Source organism: Arthrobacter sp. 2YAF22_2, from assembly GCF_052114645.1.
Lineage (GTDB): Bacteria > Actinomycetota > Actinomycetes > Actinomycetales > Micrococcaceae > Arthrobacter.
On record NZ_JBFRFD010000019.1, the window covers coordinates 1 to 16,855 of the forward strand.

Annotated in this window: 15 protein-coding genes; 6 read left to right on the plus strand and 9 right to left on the minus strand. The window is 67.9% G+C overall.

Annotated elements, in window-relative coordinates:
* Nucleotides 1-58: 58 nt before the first annotated feature.
* The 5 genes from AB4Y86_RS01875 to AB4Y86_RS01895 all read right to left on the minus strand — a co-directional run bounded on the left by AB4Y86_RS01875 (nucleotide 59) and on the right by AB4Y86_RS01895 (nucleotide 5,379).
* The gene (locus tag AB4Y86_RS01875; RefSeq protein WP_441399737.1) at nucleotides 59-1,276 is read right to left on the minus strand and encodes a pseudouridine synthase; all 1,218 of its coding nucleotides are present in this window, start codon (nucleotides 1,274-1,276) and stop codon (nucleotides 59-61) included.
* A gap of 46 nt (nucleotides 1,277-1,322) precedes the next feature.
* Nucleotides 1,323-2,009, minus strand: a complete 687-nt coding sequence (gene scpB, locus AB4Y86_RS01880) for an SMC-Scp complex subunit ScpB (protein WP_441399738.1) — start codon at nucleotides 2,007-2,009, stop codon at nucleotides 1,323-1,325.
* On the minus strand, nucleotides 2,006-2,860 hold the full coding sequence (locus AB4Y86_RS01885) for a segregation and condensation protein A (protein WP_441399739.1): 855 nt from the start codon (nucleotides 2,858-2,860) through the stop codon (nucleotides 2,006-2,008). The genes scpB and AB4Y86_RS01885 overlap by 4 nt, the downstream gene beginning before the upstream one ends.
* An 8-nt stretch (nucleotides 2,861-2,868) precedes the next feature.
* Nucleotides 2,869-3,768, minus strand: a complete 900-nt coding sequence (locus AB4Y86_RS01890) for a ParA family protein (protein WP_441399740.1) — start codon at nucleotides 3,766-3,768, stop codon at nucleotides 2,869-2,871.
* Between the two features lie 252 nt (nucleotides 3,769-4,020).
* Nucleotides 4,021-5,379, minus strand: coding sequence for a cation:dicarboxylate symporter family transporter (locus AB4Y86_RS01895; RefSeq protein WP_441399741.1), 1,359 nt, complete (start codon nucleotides 5,377-5,379; stop codon nucleotides 4,021-4,023).
* Between the two features lie 135 nt (nucleotides 5,380-5,514).
* On the opposite strand from AB4Y86_RS01895, the gene AB4Y86_RS01900 reads away from it, so the two are divergent.
* Complete coding sequence (locus AB4Y86_RS01900) at nucleotides 5,515-7,281, plus strand: sensor histidine kinase (RefSeq protein ID WP_441399742.1); 1,767 nt, start codon at nucleotides 5,515-5,517, stop codon at nucleotides 7,279-7,281.
* The gene (locus AB4Y86_RS01905; protein WP_441399743.1) at nucleotides 7,278-7,997 is read left to right on the plus strand and encodes a response regulator; all 720 of its coding nucleotides are present in this window, start codon (nucleotides 7,278-7,280) and stop codon (nucleotides 7,995-7,997) included. Before AB4Y86_RS01900 ends, AB4Y86_RS01905 begins: the two co-directional genes overlap by 4 nt.
* 43 nt (nucleotides 7,998-8,040) lie before the next feature.
* On the opposite strand, the gene AB4Y86_RS01910 is transcribed toward AB4Y86_RS01905, so the two are convergent.
* Nucleotides 8,041-9,951, minus strand: coding sequence for a propionyl-CoA synthetase (locus tag AB4Y86_RS01910; RefSeq protein ID WP_441399744.1), 1,911 nt, complete (start codon nucleotides 9,949-9,951; stop codon nucleotides 8,041-8,043).
* Nucleotides 9,952-10,124: 173 nt separating this feature from the next.
* Between AB4Y86_RS01910 and AB4Y86_RS01915 the strand changes: the two genes are divergently transcribed.
* The 4 genes from AB4Y86_RS01915 to AB4Y86_RS01930 all read left to right on the plus strand — a co-directional run bounded on the left by AB4Y86_RS01915 (nucleotide 10,125) and on the right by AB4Y86_RS01930 (nucleotide 14,411).
* Entirely contained in the window at nucleotides 10,125-10,784 is a 660-nt protein-coding gene (locus tag AB4Y86_RS01915; protein WP_441399745.1) for a GntR family transcriptional regulator, read from the plus strand.
* A complete protein-coding gene (locus AB4Y86_RS01920; RefSeq protein ID WP_441399746.1) occupies nucleotides 10,777-12,297 on the plus strand; it encodes an MmgE/PrpD family protein in 1,521 nt (506 codons plus the stop codon). The genes AB4Y86_RS01915 and AB4Y86_RS01920 overlap by 8 nt, the downstream gene beginning before the upstream one ends.
* Entirely contained in the window at nucleotides 12,297-13,199 is a 903-nt protein-coding gene (gene prpB / locus AB4Y86_RS01925; protein WP_441399747.1) for a methylisocitrate lyase, read from the plus strand. The genes AB4Y86_RS01920 and prpB overlap by 1 nt, the downstream gene beginning before the upstream one ends.
* Before the next feature lie 63 nt (nucleotides 13,200-13,262).
* Nucleotides 13,263-14,411, plus strand: a complete 1,149-nt coding sequence (locus AB4Y86_RS01930) for a bifunctional 2-methylcitrate synthase/citrate synthase (protein ID WP_441399748.1) — start codon at nucleotides 13,263-13,265, stop codon at nucleotides 14,409-14,411.
* A gap of 90 nt (nucleotides 14,412-14,501) precedes the next feature.
* On the opposite strand, the gene AB4Y86_RS01935 is transcribed toward AB4Y86_RS01930, so the two are convergent.
* From AB4Y86_RS01935 to AB4Y86_RS01945, 3 genes are all read right to left on the minus strand, one after another.
* Nucleotides 14,502-15,383, minus strand: a complete 882-nt coding sequence (locus AB4Y86_RS01935; protein ID WP_441399749.1) for a hypothetical protein — start codon at nucleotides 15,381-15,383, stop codon at nucleotides 14,502-14,504.
* Between the two features lie 153 nt (nucleotides 15,384-15,536).
* A complete protein-coding gene (locus AB4Y86_RS01940) occupies nucleotides 15,537-16,025 on the minus strand; it encodes an 8-oxo-dGTP diphosphatase (protein WP_441399750.1) in 489 nt (162 codons plus the stop codon).
* Between the two features lie 50 nt (nucleotides 16,026-16,075).
* A partial coding sequence (locus AB4Y86_RS01945; RefSeq protein WP_441399751.1) for a hypothetical protein occupies nucleotides 16,076-16,855 on the minus strand: 780 nt, incomplete at its 5' end.

Genomic DNA, 16,855 nt, shown 5'->3' on the forward strand with positions numbered 1-16,855 from the left:
CGACCACCACCGGCCCGTTCAGGTGGCCGCGGCCGTGGGTGCGAAATGCGGACATGCCCTACAGCCCCACGGATGCCAGCAGGTGGCCGACTTCCTGCCTGCCGAGGTTGCGGATGCTGCCCTGGCGCTGGTCGCCCAGGCCGATGGGGCCCACCTTGACGCGGACCAGGCGCAGCACCGGGAACCCGACGGCGTCGAAGAGCCGCCGCACAATGCGGTTCTTGCCGGAGTGCAGCACGACCTCGATCAGCACGTGGCCCGGGGTCGAGTCGACGAGCCGGAAGGAATCCACCGAGGCGATGCCGTCTTCGAGTTCGATGYCGGCCTTGAGCTGTGCGCCGACGCCCTGCGGGAACGGCCCGCGGACCTGGACGAGGTAGGTCTTGGGGACCTCATAGGACGGGTGCGTCAGGCGGTTGGCGAGCTCGCCGTCGTTGGTCAGCAACAGCAGCCCCTCGGTGGCGACGTCGAGCCGGCCGACGTGGAAGAGGCGTTCGCCGTGATGGTTGCGGACGAAGTCGCTGATGCACGGCCGGCCGTCCGGGTCCTCCATCGTGGAGACGACACCCTTGGGCTTATTGAACACCATGTAGACCATGTTTTCGTCCAGCTGGATGCGCAGGCCGTCCACGTGGATCACGGCGGACTTGGGGTCGACGCGCATGCCAAGCTCGGTGACGACCTGGCCGTCTACCTCGACGCGGCCTTCGGCGATCATTTCCTCACACACGCGCCGGGAGGCGACGCCGGCGGAAGCCATGACCTTCTGCAGGCGGATGCCGTCGGCGTCGTGCAGTTCGGACTGGGGCACCTCGGCGCGCGGGCCGCGCTTGCGGGCCGGCTTCCGGACGGGGCCGAGGCTCTGGCCGAAGCGTTCGCCGCCGAAGGCCCGGGAACCGACAGCCTTGGCTGCCCCGGCACCGATCCGCGGTTTGGGCTTGAGGGCACCGGGCGTGCCGGGGACCTTGCCGGCGCCGGGCTTGCGGGCGGCCGCCTTGCGGGCCGCGGCCTTTGCGCCGCCGCCCTTTCGCTCCGCCGGGTTGGCGCCCTTCCGCTCGGCGGGGTCAGAGACCCCGCCGCCGGGGTTCAGGTCCGGATCGACGAATGCTTCTTCGCGCGGCTTGGGGCGCTTGAACGGGCGGTCGCCGCCGCCCTTGGTGAAGTCGCGCTGGCCGCGGCCGGCGCCGCCGGCACCCTGGGTGCGCGCTGCCTGTTGTCCGGCGCTGGTGCGTCCCGAACCGTTACGTGGTGAACCCTGGCGTCCCGCCTGTGTCATGACCCGTCCTTCGTTTGGATACTCTTTGCGTAGGCAGCGTTCCTGCCTACATTCTTCCTGCGTCGTAATACTCTGCAATGCCTTCAAGCCCCGGAAGATGGGGTGAAAGCTGCGGCAACTCAGCCACCGAGCCGATTCCCATGCGTTCGAGGAAATACGACGTAGTGCGGTACAGGACGGCTCCGGACTCGGGATCGTGTCCCGCGTCCTCTATCAGTCCGCGCTGGGTCAGCGTCCGCACCACGGAGTCAACGTTGACCCCCCGAATTGCCGACACCCGCGCCCTGGAAACTGGCTGCCGGTAGGCGATAACGGCGAGCGTTTCGAGCGCCGCCTGCGTCAGCCTGGCCGTCTGACCCTCCAGCACAAACCCGCCGACGACGTCGGCGAACTCGGCGCGGGAGTAGATCCGCCAGCCTCCGGCGATGTTCCGCAATTCAAAACCCCGGGGGGCGGCACTGAAACCAGCTGTCTTTGTACACGCGCTGGCGTCGTCCGCATCCGGGGCATTACCAGTATAGCCGTTATACTCCCGTTGCAGTTCCCCGAGCAGGCCGTCGACGACGTCGACGGTCAGGTTCAGGCCGGCGGCAAGTTGGGTCGCCGTCGCCGGTTCGTCGATCACCATCAGGACGGCTTCGAGGGCGGCGCGGGCTCCGCCGGGCAGGTTCGCGACGTCCGGCCCGGCGTCCGGGCCGGTGGCGGGCGAGGTGTCAGACACTCGTTCGGTCATGGCTGCTCCTCGTATTCTTCGCTCAGGTTCTCGCTGCTCCAGTCCTCGGCCGCTGCGCTCCACTGCACCGACAGCTCGCCGAGTGGCAGCAGCTGGTCGAAGGTCACCGCCTTGTCCCGGAACATTTCCAGCAGGGCGAGGAACCGGGCCACCACCACGAGGGTGGATTCGGCGTCGGCGATCAGGGCGCGGAAGGTCAGCGCCTTGCCCAGCCGCAGCCGGAGGCCGATGATTTCGGCCTGCTCCCGCACGCTGACCGGCGTGCCGTGCAGATGCGCCAGGCCCACCTCGGTGGGGGCTGCTTCCTTGGGTTTCAGCGCGGCTTCGGCCAGCGCCGCGAACTCCTGCGGGCTGTGCTTCCAGACCAGTTCCGGCAGCAGCGCCGCGAAATGGCCCTCCAGGGCGACCTGGCGCGGGTAGCGCCGGCCCTCCAGTTCCAGGGTGGCGTCGATGAGTCCCGCAACCTGCTTGAACGCCTTGTACTGCAGCAGCCGGGCGAACAGCAGATCGCGGGCCTCCAGCAACGCGATATCCTCGTCGTCCTCGACCTCGCCGGCGGGCAGCAGCCGGGCGGCTTTAAGGTCCAGCAAGGTGGCGGCGATCACCAGGAACTCGCTGGCCTCATCCAGGGCCCAGTCCTCCCCCAGCCGCTGCAGCCCCTTGATGTACTTGATGAACTCGTCGGTGACCGTGGCCAGGGCCACCTCGGTGATGTCCAGCTGGTGCTTCGAGATCAGTCCCAGCAGCAGGTCGAACGGACCCGTGAAGTTGGCCAGCCGGACCTCGAAGCCGGGCTTCTTCCCGGGCGGAGCGAGCTCCGGCTGCGCTGTGGGGGTGCCTGTAGCCGTCACGGCCCTGGCTAGGGGGCGCCGCCGCGCGAAATCAGCTCTTTGGCCAGGCGGCGGTAGGCATCGGCGCCGGGATGGTTAGCGGCGTAGCTAGTGATCGGTTCGGCGGCCACGGTGGCGTCGGCGAACTTGATGGAGCGTTTGATGACGGTTTCGAAGACCGTGTCACCGAAGGCCTCCACGAGCCGGGCGATGACCTCGCGGCCGTGCAGGGTGCGGGCGTCGTACATGGTGGCGAGCACGCCGTCGACCTGCAGTCCCGGGTTCAGCCGGTCCTGAACCTTGTCGATCGTCTCGACCAGCAGCGCGACGGCGCGCAGGGCGAAGAATTCGCAGATCAGCGGGATGATGACGCCGTGCGCCGCGGTCAGTGCGTTGACGGTGAGCAGCCCGAGCGAGGGCTGGCAGTCGATCAGGACGACGTCGTAGTCGTCCTCGACCTTTTTCAGCGCCCGGTCGAGCACCTGTTCCCGGGCCACCTCGTTCACCAGCTGCACTTCCGCGGCGGAGAGGTCGATGTTGGCCGGCAGCAGGTCGACGTTTTCGACGCCGGTCTTCTGGATGGCGTCGCGGATGTCGACCTTGCGGTCCATCAGTACGTTATAGACCGTGAGGTCCAGTTCGTGCGGGTTCGTTCCGAAGCCCGCGGAGAGGGCTCCCTGGGGATCGAAGTCGACCAGCAGCACCCGGCGGCCGTATTCGGCCAAGGCCGCGGCCAGGTTGATGGTGGACGTGGTCTTACCCACGCCGCCTTTCTGGTTGACCATGGCGATAACCCGCGCCGGGCCGTGGGAGGACAGCGTCGCAGGCTCCGGGAAGTCGCGTTGGGGGCGCCCGGTGGGGCCCATGATGGCGTCGTCCAGGTCGAGTTCGGTGCCTTCCAGAGTGGCTGAACCCTGTTCGCTGCTCACGTATCTATCCACACTTTCGATGACGGTGATTTTCGTGCCCGATCCGGCCGCCCGGCGCGGATCGTTACGTTATTCCTCCCAAGGTTACAGCCCCCGACACGGTATTCCGCGGACCTTGACAACCGCCGTTCCGCGCGCCTTGACCCTCTGGTAGAGGTGGAAGGTTGCCTGCGGGCATCCCGTCCGGGCACGGAAAACCGCCCGGACGCAGCGGCTGCGTCCGGGCGGTTCTTGGTTGGTGCGGGGCGTTCCTTAGGCGTTGGCCGGGACCGGCTGGGGTGCCGGCTCGACGACAGGCTGGACCGCGGAGTGACCGGCGATCATGGTCTGCTCGTCGAAGGGGGCGGCGCCGGAGAGGACACGCTCGACCTGGCCGCCGTCGATCTCCTTGACCCAGGTGCCGATCAGGATGGTGGCGACGGCGTTGCCGGTGAAGTTGGTCAGCGCGCGGGCCTCGGACATGAACCGGTCGATGCCGACGATCATGCCGACGCCGCCGAGCAGCTCGGGACGGTGGGCCTGCAGGCCGGCGGCCAKGGTCGCGAGGCCGGCGCCGGTKACGCCGGCGGCGCCCTTGGAAGCGATGATCATGAAGATCAGCAGCGAGATCTGCGCGCCGAGGTCCAGCGGCGTGCCCATGGCGTTGGCGACGAACAGCGAGGCCATCGTCAGGTAGATGGCGGTGCCGTCGAGGTTGAAGGAGTAGCCCGTGGGGACGGTGACGCCGACGACCGGCTTGGAGACACCGAGGTGTTCCATCTTGGCGATCAGCCGGGGCAGCGCCGCTTCGGAGGAGGAAGTGGAGAAAATCAGCAGGTATTCGCGGGCCAGGTACTTCATCAGACGGAAGATGTTGACGCCGGAGACAACCTGGAGCAGGCCGCCGAGGATCACGATGATGAAGACGGCACAGGTGAGGTAGAAGGCGACCATGAGCGTGGCCATGCCGATGATGGCCTGGACCCCGGTGGCGCCGACGACGGCCGCGATGGCACCGAAGGCACCGACCGGGGCGAGCCACATGACCATGATGAGGATGCGGAAGACGAGGGCCTGGCCGTGGCCGATGGCCTTGAGGATCGGGGTGCCCTGGGGGCCCATCTTCTGCAGCGCGAAGCCGACCAGGATGGCGGCGAGCAGGGTCGGCAGGACCGGGATGTCGCTGGGGATGATGCCGAGCAGGAAGTCGACGGTGCTGTCGGTGGCGGCCTTCTTGTTCGGATCGTAGGGGGCCAGCTTGAGGCCGGTGCCCGGGTGGATGAGGTTGCCGACGACGAGGCCGATGGCCAGGGCGAAGGTCGACATGACGATGAAGTAGCCGAGGGCCAGGCCGCCGACCTTGCCGACGGTGGCCGCCTTGGCGATCGAGCCGATGCCCAGGACGATGGTGCAGAAGATCACCGGGGCGATCATCATCTTGATCAGCTTGATGAAGCCGTCGCCGAGCGGCTTGAGCGACTTGCCGACCTCGGGGAACATCAGGCCGATGAGGGCGCCGAGGACGACGGCCACGATGACCGCGATGTACAGGTAGTGGGACTTGTCCAGCCCCTTGCGCTTCTTGACCGGCGCCGCGGCAAGTGCCGCTGACTCTCCTCGTTGAGAGGCCATGGTGTTTCTCCTTGGATAGGCTGGACTTCGATGCGGCACTCGTTGCGCATCACGTCCGTTCTGCGTGTTCCCCAATCATTGGGCAGGAAGTGACGCGCATCACCGTTGCGTTCATATTGAACATGGAAGGTCCGGTTGATCCATCACTGGAGCATCGCCCGCAGGCTGTTTGTGGCCCACCTGCTGTTCATGCTGGCCCTGACGGCGGTCGTGGGCACGGCCACCTTCGTGGACGCCCGCGACCACGCGTACGAGGAGGCCGGGCGGCGGATGGCCGGCGTCGCCACCGCCGTGGCGGACAATCCGCTCGTCTTGCAGGCAGCGGCAGCGCCGGACCCGTCCGCGCGGCTCCAGCCCTACGCCCTGCAGGTGATGCGGGACGCCCGCGCGGACTTCATCACGATCATGGCGCCGGACCGAACCCGGTGGACCCACCCCAGCGGGGATGAGCTGGGCAAGCCGTATATCGGCTCGGTCGACGCCGCCCTCAACGGCGAGGTCTTCACCGAAGTCATGGCCGGGACCCTCGGGCCGTCGGTGCGCACGATTGCCCCGGTCAAGGATTCTGCCGGCAAGGTCCGCGCGCTCGTGGCCGCGGGCGTGACGGTGGGCACTGTGGACGTGGCATTTTCCGGCCGGCTGCCCGCCTTGCTTGCGATCGCCGCAGCCCTGCTGGCGGCCGGCTCGGCGGCTTCCTGGCTGCTGGGGCGCTACCTGCGCCGCGTGACCCGCGGCTGGGGCCCGGAGCAGCTCGCGCAGCTGTTCGCCTACTACGAGTCGGTGCTCCATTCGGTCCGCGAAGGGGTGATCCTCATCGATCCCAAGGGCAAAGTGGTGATGTACAACGACCAGGCGGCGGCGCTGCTGGGGGTGCCGCCACGCCCGGCCGACGGCGATGCTCCCGGCGTCCAAGGCGGCGACGCGCCCTCGCTGGCCGAACTGCCGCTGGCCCCGAGCCTCCGGGAGCTCTTCGAGTCCGGCCGCGCCGTCCGGGACGAAATCCACCTGACCGGCGCGCGGGTGCTGGTAGTGAACCAGGGCCCGGCGGTGGGCCCCCGCACCCGTGCCGGCCGCCAGCGCCCGGCGCCGTCCGGCAAGGCACTTTCGGGCAAGGCAGCATCCGGCAAGTCGCCGTCCGGGCCGCCCGTCTTCGGGACCGTGGCAACGATCCGGGACCGCACCGAGATCGAATCGCTGGGCAGTGAGCTTGAAACCATGCGGACGCTCTCCGACGCCCTCCGCGCCCAGACCCACGAGCACGCCAACCGGCTGCACACGATGGTGTCCCTGATGGAGCTCGGCCGCGGCGCCGAGGCCCTGGACTTCGCCACGAAGGACCTGGAGCTGACCCAGCGGCTCACCGATGACCTGGTCGGTTCCATCGAGGAGCCGGTGCTCGGCGCGCTCGTGATGGGCAAGGCGGCCCAGGCGCATGAACGCGGCGTTGAACTCATCCTGACGACCGGGGGCTCCACGGCCGTGGCCGGACTGGCCGTCCAGGACCTTGTCGCCATCCTGGGCAACCTGCTCGATAACGCAATCGACGCCGCCGCCGATGCGCCGCCGCCACGGCTGGTGGAGCTGTCCGTCGTGGCCCAGGGCGGCACCGTGGAGATCTCGGTGGAGGACAGCGGTCCGGGAATTGATCCGGCTGCGGTGGAGGATGTCTTCCGGCACGGCTTCAGCACTAAGGCGTCCGGCCCGTTCGGGCGCGGGCTTGGGCTGGCGCTGGTCCGGCAGGCGGTGCACCGTCTGGGCGGTACCATGACAATCACCAGCCCGGCCGGAGCTCTGTTCCGCGTCACCCTGCCGGCGGCTCCCGCCGCCGCGGCAGGCGAAGGGTTGAGCGCCGTGACGGGCAACGCGGCGGACACAGGCAGCACAACAGAGGAACAGCTATGAGCGATATCCGCGTACTCGTCGTCGAAGACGAGCCGATCGCGGCCGCCGCGCACGCTGCCTACATCGGCCGGCTGGACGGTTTCAGCTTGGCCGGCTCCGCCCCTGACGGCCAGTCGGCGCTACGCCTGATGACGGAGCTGTTGGCCGCCGGCCAGCCCGTGGAACTGGTCCTGCTCGATATGAACCTGCCGGACCTGCATGGACTGGACATCGCCCGCCGGATGCGCGCTGCCGGTCTCTTCGCCGACATCATCGCGATCACAGCGGTGCGCGAGCTGAACATCGTCCGCAGCGCCGTGGCAACCGGCGTCGTTCAGTACCTGATCAAGCCCTTCACCTACGCCACGTTTGCGGACAAACTGGGCAGCTACCGGCTGTTCCGCGAGCAGCTGGCCTCCCCCGGGCCTGGTGGTGCCGGGACGGGCGCGTCGCAGAGCGATGTAGACCAGGCCTTCGCGAGCCTGCGGGCGCCCTCCGACCTGCCGCTGCCCAAGGGCCTGTCCGGCCCCACCCTTGATTCGGTACAGGGCTTCATGAAACTGCAGTCCGGGGCGGTCTCGGCCAGCGAGGTAATGGCGGCGCTGGGCATCTCCCGGGTGACCGCCCGCCGCTACCTCGAGTACCTCGCCGACGCCGGCCTGGTGTCCTGCACCGCACGCTACGGAGCCCCGGGCCGGCCCGAAAAGGAATACCGCTGGAGCCGCGCGGGCGCCTGATCCTCCGGTCTCCTGATCCTCCGGGGTCCTGATCCTCCGGGCCCTAGGCGGGCCGCTCCCCTCCGGCAGCGGGCCGCAGGGTCCCCAGGAGCTGGTCGATTACGCCGGCGTCCTCGATCGTGGAGGGCACCACATAGTCGTCCCCGTCGGCGATCTGGCGCATCGTCTTCCGCAGGATCTTGCCGGACCGGGTCTTCGGTAGTGCCTCGACCACCGTGACGTGCTTGAAGTCCGCCACCGCGCCGATGTCCCGGCGGACCAGGGCGATCAGGTCCTTGACCAGGACATCCTCCGGCACGTCCACGCCGGTCTTGAGCACCACGTAGCCGCTGGGGCGCTGGCCCTTGAGCGGGTCGGCGAGTCCGATCACGGCGCATTCGGCGACAGCCGGGTGCTGGCCGATCACTTGTTCCATGGCGCCGGTGGAGAGCCGGTGCCCGGCGACGTTGATGATGTCGTCAGTCCGGCCCATCACGAAGAGATAGCCGTCCTCGTCGCGGTAGCCGGAGTCGCCGGTGGCGTAGCTGCCCTCGAAAGCCTGCAGGTAGGACGAGATATAGCGTTCGTCGTTGCGCCAGAGGGTGGCCAGAGTACCGGGCGGCAGCGGGAGGCCCAGGACAATGTTGCCCTCGGTGCCGGGTTCGACTTCCTCGCCGGAGCCGTCGACGATCCGCAGCTTGAACCCGGGCATCGGAACACTCGGCGAGCCGGCCTTGATCGGCAGCCCGTCGAGGCCTCGGGGGTTGGCGCAGATGGCCCAGCCCGTCTCGGTCTGCCACCAGTGGTCCACCACCGGAACGCCCAGGACACGGGAGGCCCAGTGGAAGGTGTCGGTATCGAGGCGTTCGCCGGCGGCAAACAGGGTCCGCAGGCTGGAGATATCGTACTGTTCAAGTAGCTTGGCCTCGGGGTCGGCTTTCCGGATGGCCCGCAGGGCGGTGGGCGCGGTGAACAGGACGTTGACCTTGTGATCCTGGATAACACGCCAGAACGCGCCGGCGTCAGGCGTGCCCACCGGTTTGCCTTCATAGAGCACTGTGGTGGCTCCCGCCAGCAGCGGCCCGTAAACGATGTAGGAATGACCCACCACCCAGCCGACATCGGAGGCTGTCCACATCACGTCGCCAGGGCCGACGTCGTAAATGTTTTCCAGCGTCCAGCGCAAGGCGACGGCGTGGCCGCCGTTGTCCCGGACCACTCCCTTGGGCGCCCCGGTGGTTCCCGAGGTGTAGAGGATGTAGAGCGGGTCCGTGGCCTTGACGTCGACCGGGGCAGCCGGCTCGGCCGCCGCCATGGCGGTGTCCCAGTCCAGCCAGCCGGCGTGGTCGGCCACGGAGGCAGCGAAGCCATCACGTTCCTTGACCAGCACGGGGGTGTCAGGAGCGCCGGCCAGTTCGAGCGCCTCGGCGACGGCCGGCAGGTATTCGATCCGGCGGGAGGGTTCGATCCCGCCGGAGGCGGTGACCACGGCGGCGGGGGTGGCGTCCCGGATCCGGGCCGCGAGTTCCTTGGGCGCGAAGCCGCCAAAGACCACCGAGTGGATGGCGCCGAGCCGGGCGGTGGCGAGCATGGCGATGGCGGCCTCGGGGATCATCGGCATGTAGATCACCACGCGGTCACCTTTACCCACGCCGTGGCTGCGCAGGACGCCGGCGAAGCGGGCGACGAGCTCGGTGAGTTCGGCGTAGCTGAAACGCTGCTGCGTGCCGAGCATGGCGGAGTCGTAAATCAGGGCGTCCTGCGCTCCGCGGCCCTCCGCTACGTGGCGGTCGAGGGCGTTGTAGCAGGTGTTTAGGACCCCGTCGGGGAACCAGTCGTAGAGCGGCGCCCGGCCTGAGTCGAGGGCCCGGGTCGGAGGCGTGCTCCAAGCGACCTTGGCCGCGGCCTCGAGCCAGAAGTCCTCCGGCTGCTCAAGGCTGCGCTGGTAGCTGTCCCGGTAGCTTTTGGTGACCATGAAGTAATCCCGTCCACGACGTTGTGATGCAGCTCATGGTAGCCCGGCCCCGGCCCCCAAGGCAAGGGTTATGTATACAGAAAGCCGCTGGTTAGACGGAATTTGCCGAAAAAGCTAGGCCCGCGGTGGGATTGTGTATACACTGAGGGGGTTAGCCGAGGAAGGAGACCAGCATGCGCGCCAGCGACAAGGCCTACGCGGCCCTGCGCGACGACATCATCGAATGGCGTCTTGCACCCGGAACCGTCCTCGGCGAGGTCGAGCAGTCCGAGCGGCTTGGCATCTCGCGCACGCCGCTCCGGGAAGCGCTGAGCCGACTCACCGCCGAGGGGCTGACGACGACGGCCGGCGGCCGCGGCGTCGTCGTCACCGACATCTCGCTCGAGGACATCGACGAGCTCTTCGAATTGCGCGAAACGCTTGAGGGCAAGGCCGCCGCCCTCGCGGCCGAACGCGGCGACGCCGCAGTTTTTGAGCAGCTGCGGCGCGAACTGCTGCGAGCGCCGGAGCTGATCAGCGGCACGGACCCGGCCCGGCATGACTATTACGGCCTGGTTGGGCGGCTGGACACGGCCATCGACGCCGCGATCTCAAACGCCTACTTGGCCCAGGCCATGCGCAGCCTGCGTGTGCATCTGGTCCGGGTGCGCCGACTCGCGGCTGACGACGCCGCGCGCCTCACCGCAGCTGCGGCCGAGCACGCGGCGATCGCCGAGGCGATCGCCGCCGGCAACCCGCGGCTCGCCGAAGCTGCCACCACCCTTCATCTGCACCGAAGCCTTTCCCACGTCAAAGCAACCCACGTACCTCACCAGAAGGAGCATCATGGTTAAGGAACACCACGTCCGCGTCTACAAGAGCGAAGAAAACCTGCCCCGCGAGGACCAGCTCGCCTACAAGATCGCCAAGGTGGCCGCTGATCCCGTCGCGGTCTCCGACGAGGTCACCGACATGGTGATCAAYCGSRTCATCGACAACGCCTCGGTGGCGATCGCCTCCCTGAACCGCGCCCCCATCGTCGCGGCGCGAGCCCAGGCGCTTTCCCACGGCCCCACCACCGGCGGCAAGGGTTCGAAGGTCTTCGGCATCGACGAGCGCGTCGCCGTCGAATGGGCGGCGTGGGCCAACGGCGTCGCGGTCCGGGAACTCGACTACCATGACACCTTCCTCGCCGCGGAGTACTCCCACCCGGGCGACAACATCCCGCCGATCCTCGCCGTTGCCCAGCACGTCGGCGCCAGCGGCCAGGACCTGATCCGCGGTATCGCCACCGGCTACGAGATCCAGGTCAACCTGGTCAAGGCSATCWGCCTGCACAAGCACAAGATCGACCACGTGGCCCACCTGGGCCCCTCCGCAGCCGCCGGCATCGGCACCCTGCTTGGTCTCGACGTCGAGACGATCTTCCAATCGATCGGCCAGGCGCTGCACACCACCACCGCGACGCGGCAGTCCCGCAAGGGCGAGATCTCCACCTGGAAGGCCCACGCCCCGGCCTTCGCGGGCAAGATGGCGATTGAATCCGCCGACCGCGCCATCCGCGGCCAGACCTCCCCGGTGCCGATCTACGAGGGCGAGGACGGTGTGATCGCGTGGATGCTGGACGGCCCCGATGCCAGCTACACCGTGCCGCTGCCCGAGGACGGCGAAGCCAAGCGCGCCATCATGGACACCTACACCAAGGAGCACTCCGCCGAGTACCAGGCGCAGGCGTGGATTGACCTGGCCCGCAAGCTGCACGGCGAACACCCCGAGGTCACCGACCCGGCCAACGTGGYGTCCGTGCTGATCAAGACCAGCCACCACACGCACTACGTGATCGGTTCCGGCGCCAACGATCCGCAGAAGTACAGCCCCACGGCCAGCCGGGAAACGCTGGACCACTCCATCCCGTACATCTTCACGGTGGCCCTGCAGGACGGCGCCTGGCATCACGTCGATTCCTACGCGCCGGAGCGCGCGGGACGCCCGGACACCGTGGAACTGTGGCACAAGGTGACCACCGTCGAAGACCCGGAATGGACCCGCCGCTACCATTCCCTGGACATCGCCGAGAAGGCCTTCGGCGGCTCCGTCGAGATCACGCTCAAGGACGGCACCGTCGTCACCGACCAGATCGCCGTCGCTGACGCGCACCCGCTGGGCGCCAGGCCGTTCGCCCGCGAGCAGTACGTCAACAAGTTCCGTACCCTCGCCGCCGGCCTCGTCGCCGAAGACGAAATCGAGCGCTTCCTCGCCGCCGCCGCGCGGCTTCCCGAGCTCGCCGCCGGTGAACTCGACCAGCTCAACATCAAGGCAGCCGACGGCGTGATCGACCTGGCCGCCGCACCGAAGGGACTCTTCTAATGTTGTATTCGAAGACCACGCCGGAGCAGAAGCGGATCCGCTTCCGGGAGCTGCTGGCGTCCGGCACCATTGCGCAGTTCCCCGGGGCGTTCAATCCGCTCTCGGCCCGGCTGATCGAGGAGAAGGGCTTCGCCGGCGTCTACATCTCCGGCGCCGTCCTGGCCAATGACCTCGGCCTGCCGGACATCGGCCTGACCACGCTCACCGAGGTGGCTACCCGGGCCGGACAGATCGCCCGGATGACGGACCTGCCCTCGATCGTGGACGCCGACACCGGCTTCGGCGAACCGATGAACGTGGCGCGCACCGTCCAGGAGCTTGAGAACGCCGGCCTGGCCGGCCTGCACATCGAGGACCAGTTCAACCCGAAGCGCTGCGGCCACCTTGACGGCAAGAACGTCGTGGACCTGGACACCGCCACGAAGCGGATCCGGGCCGCAGCTGATGCCCGACGGGATCCGAACTTCCTGATCATGGCCCGCACCGACATCCGAGCCACCGACGGGCTGGAAGCCGCGCAGCAGCGCGCCAAGGCCCTCGTCGAGGCCGGCGCGGACGCGATCTTCCCCGAAGCCATGAAGGACCTCAGCGAATTCCAGGCGATCCGCGACGCGGTGGACGTGCCGATCCTGGCGAACATGACCGAGTTCGGCAAGAGTGCCCTGTTCACCGTGGACGAGCTGGCCGGCGTCGGCGTCAACATGATCATCTACCCGGTGACGCTGCTCCGTAGTGCCATGGGCGCCGCTGAGCGTACTCTGGAATCGATCCAATCCGACGGCACCCAGGAGGCACAGGTTTCGAGCATGCTGACCCGTGCACGGCTCTACGACCTCGTCGACTACGAGGCCTACAACCGCTTTGACACCGGGGTGTTCAACTTCCAGATCCCCGGCAGCTGACACCCCCACCGGACTTCCGGCCCCCGGCCGGTCAACAGGCGTTAGGAACAAAGGAGTTTCAGCATGGCTGAAAATGAGATCAAGAAAGGCCTCGCCGGCGTCGTGGTGGACTACACCGCCGTCTCGAAGGTCAACCCGGACACCAATTCCCTGCTCTACCGCGGCTACCCCGTCCAGGAACTSGCCGCCAAATGCAGCTTCGARGAAGTGGCCTACCTGCTGTGGAACGGCGAGCTGCCCTCAGACGAGCAGCTGGCCGAATTCACCGCCAAGGAACGCGCCGGCCGCGTCCTGGACCCGGTGGTCAAGCAGGTCATCGACGCGCTGCCGCTCACCTCGCACCCGATGGATGTCTGCCGGACGGCTGCGTCGGTGATGGGTGCCCGGCACCCGCTCGCCGAGGATTCCTCGCGCGAGGCCAACATGGCCAAGGCCGTTGACTTGTTCGCGGCGATGCCTGCGGTGGTCGCCTACGATCAGCGCCGCCGGCACGCGGAAGGGCCCGTTGAACCGCTGGAACCGCGCGACGACCTCGGCTACTCAGCGAACTTCCTCTGGATGTCCTTCGGCGAGGAGCCGGTCCAGGAAGTCGTCGAGGCCTTCAACGTCTCGATGATCCTGTACGCCGAGCACTCCTTCAACGCTTCGACCTTCACGGCGCGGGTGATCACCTCAACGCTTTCGGATCTGCACTCGGCCGTCACCGGAGCCATCGGGGCGCTGAAGGGGCCGTTGCACGGCGGCGCGAATGAGGCCGTCATGCACACCTTCGACGAGATCGGCATTCGGCAGGAGGAGTCACTCGAGGAGGCAGCGGTCCGGGCAAAGGCCTGGATGGAAAATGCCCTGGCCCAAAAGAAGAAGGTCATGGGCTTCGGACACCGGGTCTACAAGCACGGTGATTCCCGGGTCCCCACCATGAAGGCCGCCCTGGACAAGATGGTCGCGCACTACGGCCGTCCGGAGCTGCTGGGGCTCTACAACGGCCTGGAGACGGCAATGGATGAGGCGAAGGCGATCAAGCCGAACCTCGACTACCCGGCCGGTCCGACGTACCACCTGATGGGCTTCGACACCCCCACCTTCACTCCCTTGTTCGTAGCCAGCCGGATCACCGGCTGGACCGCGCACATCATGGAGCAGCTGGACGCAAACTCGCTGATCCGCCCGCTGAGCGAATACAACGGTGTGGAAGAACGGCACGTGCCGTAGCACCACCCCCAGCACGACGGCGGGCCGGTCACCTTTTGAGGGTGACTGGCCCGCTTTGCTTATCGGAGCCGTCGGGGCTCGCTGAGATAGCTAACCCGCGGTGATTTTCACGGACGTGAGCATGCGCTTCGCGTTCAGGTACTCGGGGGTCTGCATGTAGGCCCGGGCCGCGTCCATCGACGGGAACGCCTTTGCGCCCTTGCGGTTGGGGACTTGTTCGGTGCCGCCGGCGTTGACTTGGAAGGTGTCGGCGAAGGAGAAGAGCGGCGACCATGCGGGGCCGTTGACGACGTTGTAGAAAATACACGTGATGCCGTTCTGCCCGGCCGCCATGCTGGTCAGTCCGTAGGACGCAGTGACATGGTCTGCCTCCTGAAGTGCGCGGAAGGCGAACCGGGGCGTGACCGAACCCTTCGTGGGCTGGTACGGAATGTCGACTTCAACCGAATCCAGAACGGTGTAGGGTACCGGTCCTTCGCAGGCACCGCCGATCCCGCCGGACGGCCCTGCGTGGAGGGACGCCACCACCATGCCCGCCTCATCCGAAACGTCAACGTCCACCACATCCGACCCCGCGCCTGCCGGCGGGGCCACCCGCCAGGCGGCCGGGTGCTCGAAACTGACCTTTCCGTCCGCGCTGGTGAAGGTCTGCCAGGACGCGGCGGGAGGAGTCGGTGCGGCGGCCGACGGCGGCGCGGTCGGCACCGATGCCGACGTCGCAACGGTGGGTGATGACGGCGTCGTGAGCGACGGGGACGCGGCCGGCGCCGAGACGGAGTCCGTTGAGCCTGCGGTGGTGGCAGAGTCCGCTGCTCCCAGGTTTCCTGCCACGGCTACGCCTCCGGCGAACGCCGCAGCGACGAGGGCAACGGCGCCCACCGCCCAGGGCCAGCGCCGCCGCGCCCCGGTGCGCTTCGACGGTTCGTCGTCGTAATCGTCCTCGCCCGGAAGGTCGAGATTTTTCGAGTCCATGTCCTGCCCCCAATGGTCCGCGTGTCTCGGCCGCCGGGCGAAGGAATGCGTGGATCGCCGCGGCGGAGTGTCTGATCCCTAGGCTACCGGCGGGGCCGCGGGGTTGCGGGCACCGCCGTTCGACTCGCGGCCTGTGTCGCGCGGGGCGTGCTCTCAGCCAGGAGTCGAGGAATACCGCACCGAAGCGACGGTCTCATTGTCTTCATTGAGGACCACGACGACGTCGACCGTGCGGCCTGCCAGTGCGGGGGGCAGCCAGTGCTCCGCGTCCTGCCACATGCGCTCCAGCGGCAGCGCCGCGGCGTCGAACCACTCCGGGGTGATCTCCGGGCTCTCCGCCGGTTCGCCTGCCCACCGGCGGGTGGTGAAGAGGCGGCACGACATATTCCATTCGGGCTTCGCCGGAAAAACGAACTGGACGACGCCGGCGTGGGCCAGGTCTTCCTCCAGCACGACGATGCCGGCCTCTTCCCAGACCTCGCGGACGACGGCCTCGGCGTCGCTCTCGCCCGGCTCCACGTGGCCGCCGATGCCGACGATTTTGCCGAGGCCGAAGCCGGTCCGCTTCAGGCCCAGCAACACTTCGGTGCCGCTGCCCGCGTCGCGCAACATAAAGCAGAGGGTGACCGGTGTGTACTTCATGTGATCAACCCTATAGCTGCTGCGTCTGCAGCTGCCGCCGAACACCCGGCCTACCCTACGGCCGGGCCGACGCCGACCAGTTGAGGCCGCAGTTCGACCGGGATGCCCTTCTGCACGAACTCCTTGTCCATCGCCTGCTGGGGCGTAAGACCCTGGTTGTTCAGTGCCTGGAACTCCCAGTTGAAGACGACGGCCCATTCTTGCCGGATATCCCAAAGGAACCGGCCGTTTTGCAGTTTGGCAAGCCTGAACCAGGCGTTCCCGCCGTCGAGTTGGAGGGCCTTCACGCCCTCGTCGGAAATGGAGTAGGCGAGCCAGCCATCGGCGCAGCCGAGCACGGTGTAGTAAGGCTGCTCCGCCGGCGGAATGGGCAGGATCGGGCGCTGCTGATCGTTGCGCAGCTGGTCGATGTTCGCCGGGGTGCAGGCAACTCCCCCGGTGGTCAAAGCTGCGGTACTCGTTGGGGTGGGAGATGTGGTGGGAGTGGCCGCGGAGGGGCTTGGGGAGGCCGGCGTTGTGGGGGCGGAGACTGCGGGGGTCGGGGCGGCGGTCTGGGCTGGCCCGGGCGCCGACCGCGGCATCAGGTGGCCGCCGACGACCACTGCCCCGACCACGGCTGCGGCGGCCACCAACGTCGCAGCCGCAGCCCGCAGGGCCGTGCGTCGCGCCGTTGGACGGCCCGCCGCCGTTGCGCCCGCCAAGTGGACCGCGCTAGGATCCGTGGACACCACGATCGAGCGGAAGGAAGCGACTCCCGGCGCCGCGCCCGGAACTCCGACCCGCGGTTTAGCTTCTTTCATGAGCTGTTCGATGCGGTCCATGGCTAGTCC

Excerpts from the sequence above, each read along its gene's own strand:
- AB4Y86_RS01935 (WP_441399749.1), bottom strand. The coding sequence starts at position 15,383 with ATGGACTCGAAAAATCTCGACCTTCCGGGCGAGGACGATTACGACGAC.
- AB4Y86_RS01905 (WP_441399743.1), top strand. The coding sequence starts at position 7,278 with ATGAGCGATATCCGCGTACTCGTCGTCGAAGACGAGCCGATCGCGGCC.
- AB4Y86_RS01940 (WP_441399750.1), bottom strand. The coding sequence starts at position 16,025 with ATGAAGTACACACCGGTCACCCTCTGCTTTATGTTGCGCGACGCGGGC.
- prpB (WP_441399747.1), top strand. The coding sequence starts at position 12,297 with ATGTTGTATTCGAAGACCACGCCGGAGCAGAAGCGGATCCGCTTCCGG.
- AB4Y86_RS01915 (WP_441399745.1), top strand. The coding sequence starts at position 10,125 with ATGCGCGCCAGCGACAAGGCCTACGCGGCCCTGCGCGACGACATCATC.
- scpB (WP_441399738.1), bottom strand. The coding sequence starts at position 2,009 with ATGACCGAACGAGTGTCTGACACCTCGCCCGCCACCGGCCCGGACGCC.
- AB4Y86_RS01910 (WP_441399744.1), bottom strand. The coding sequence starts at position 9,951 with ATGGTCACCAAAAGCTACCGGGACAGCTACCAGCGCAGCCTTGAGCAG.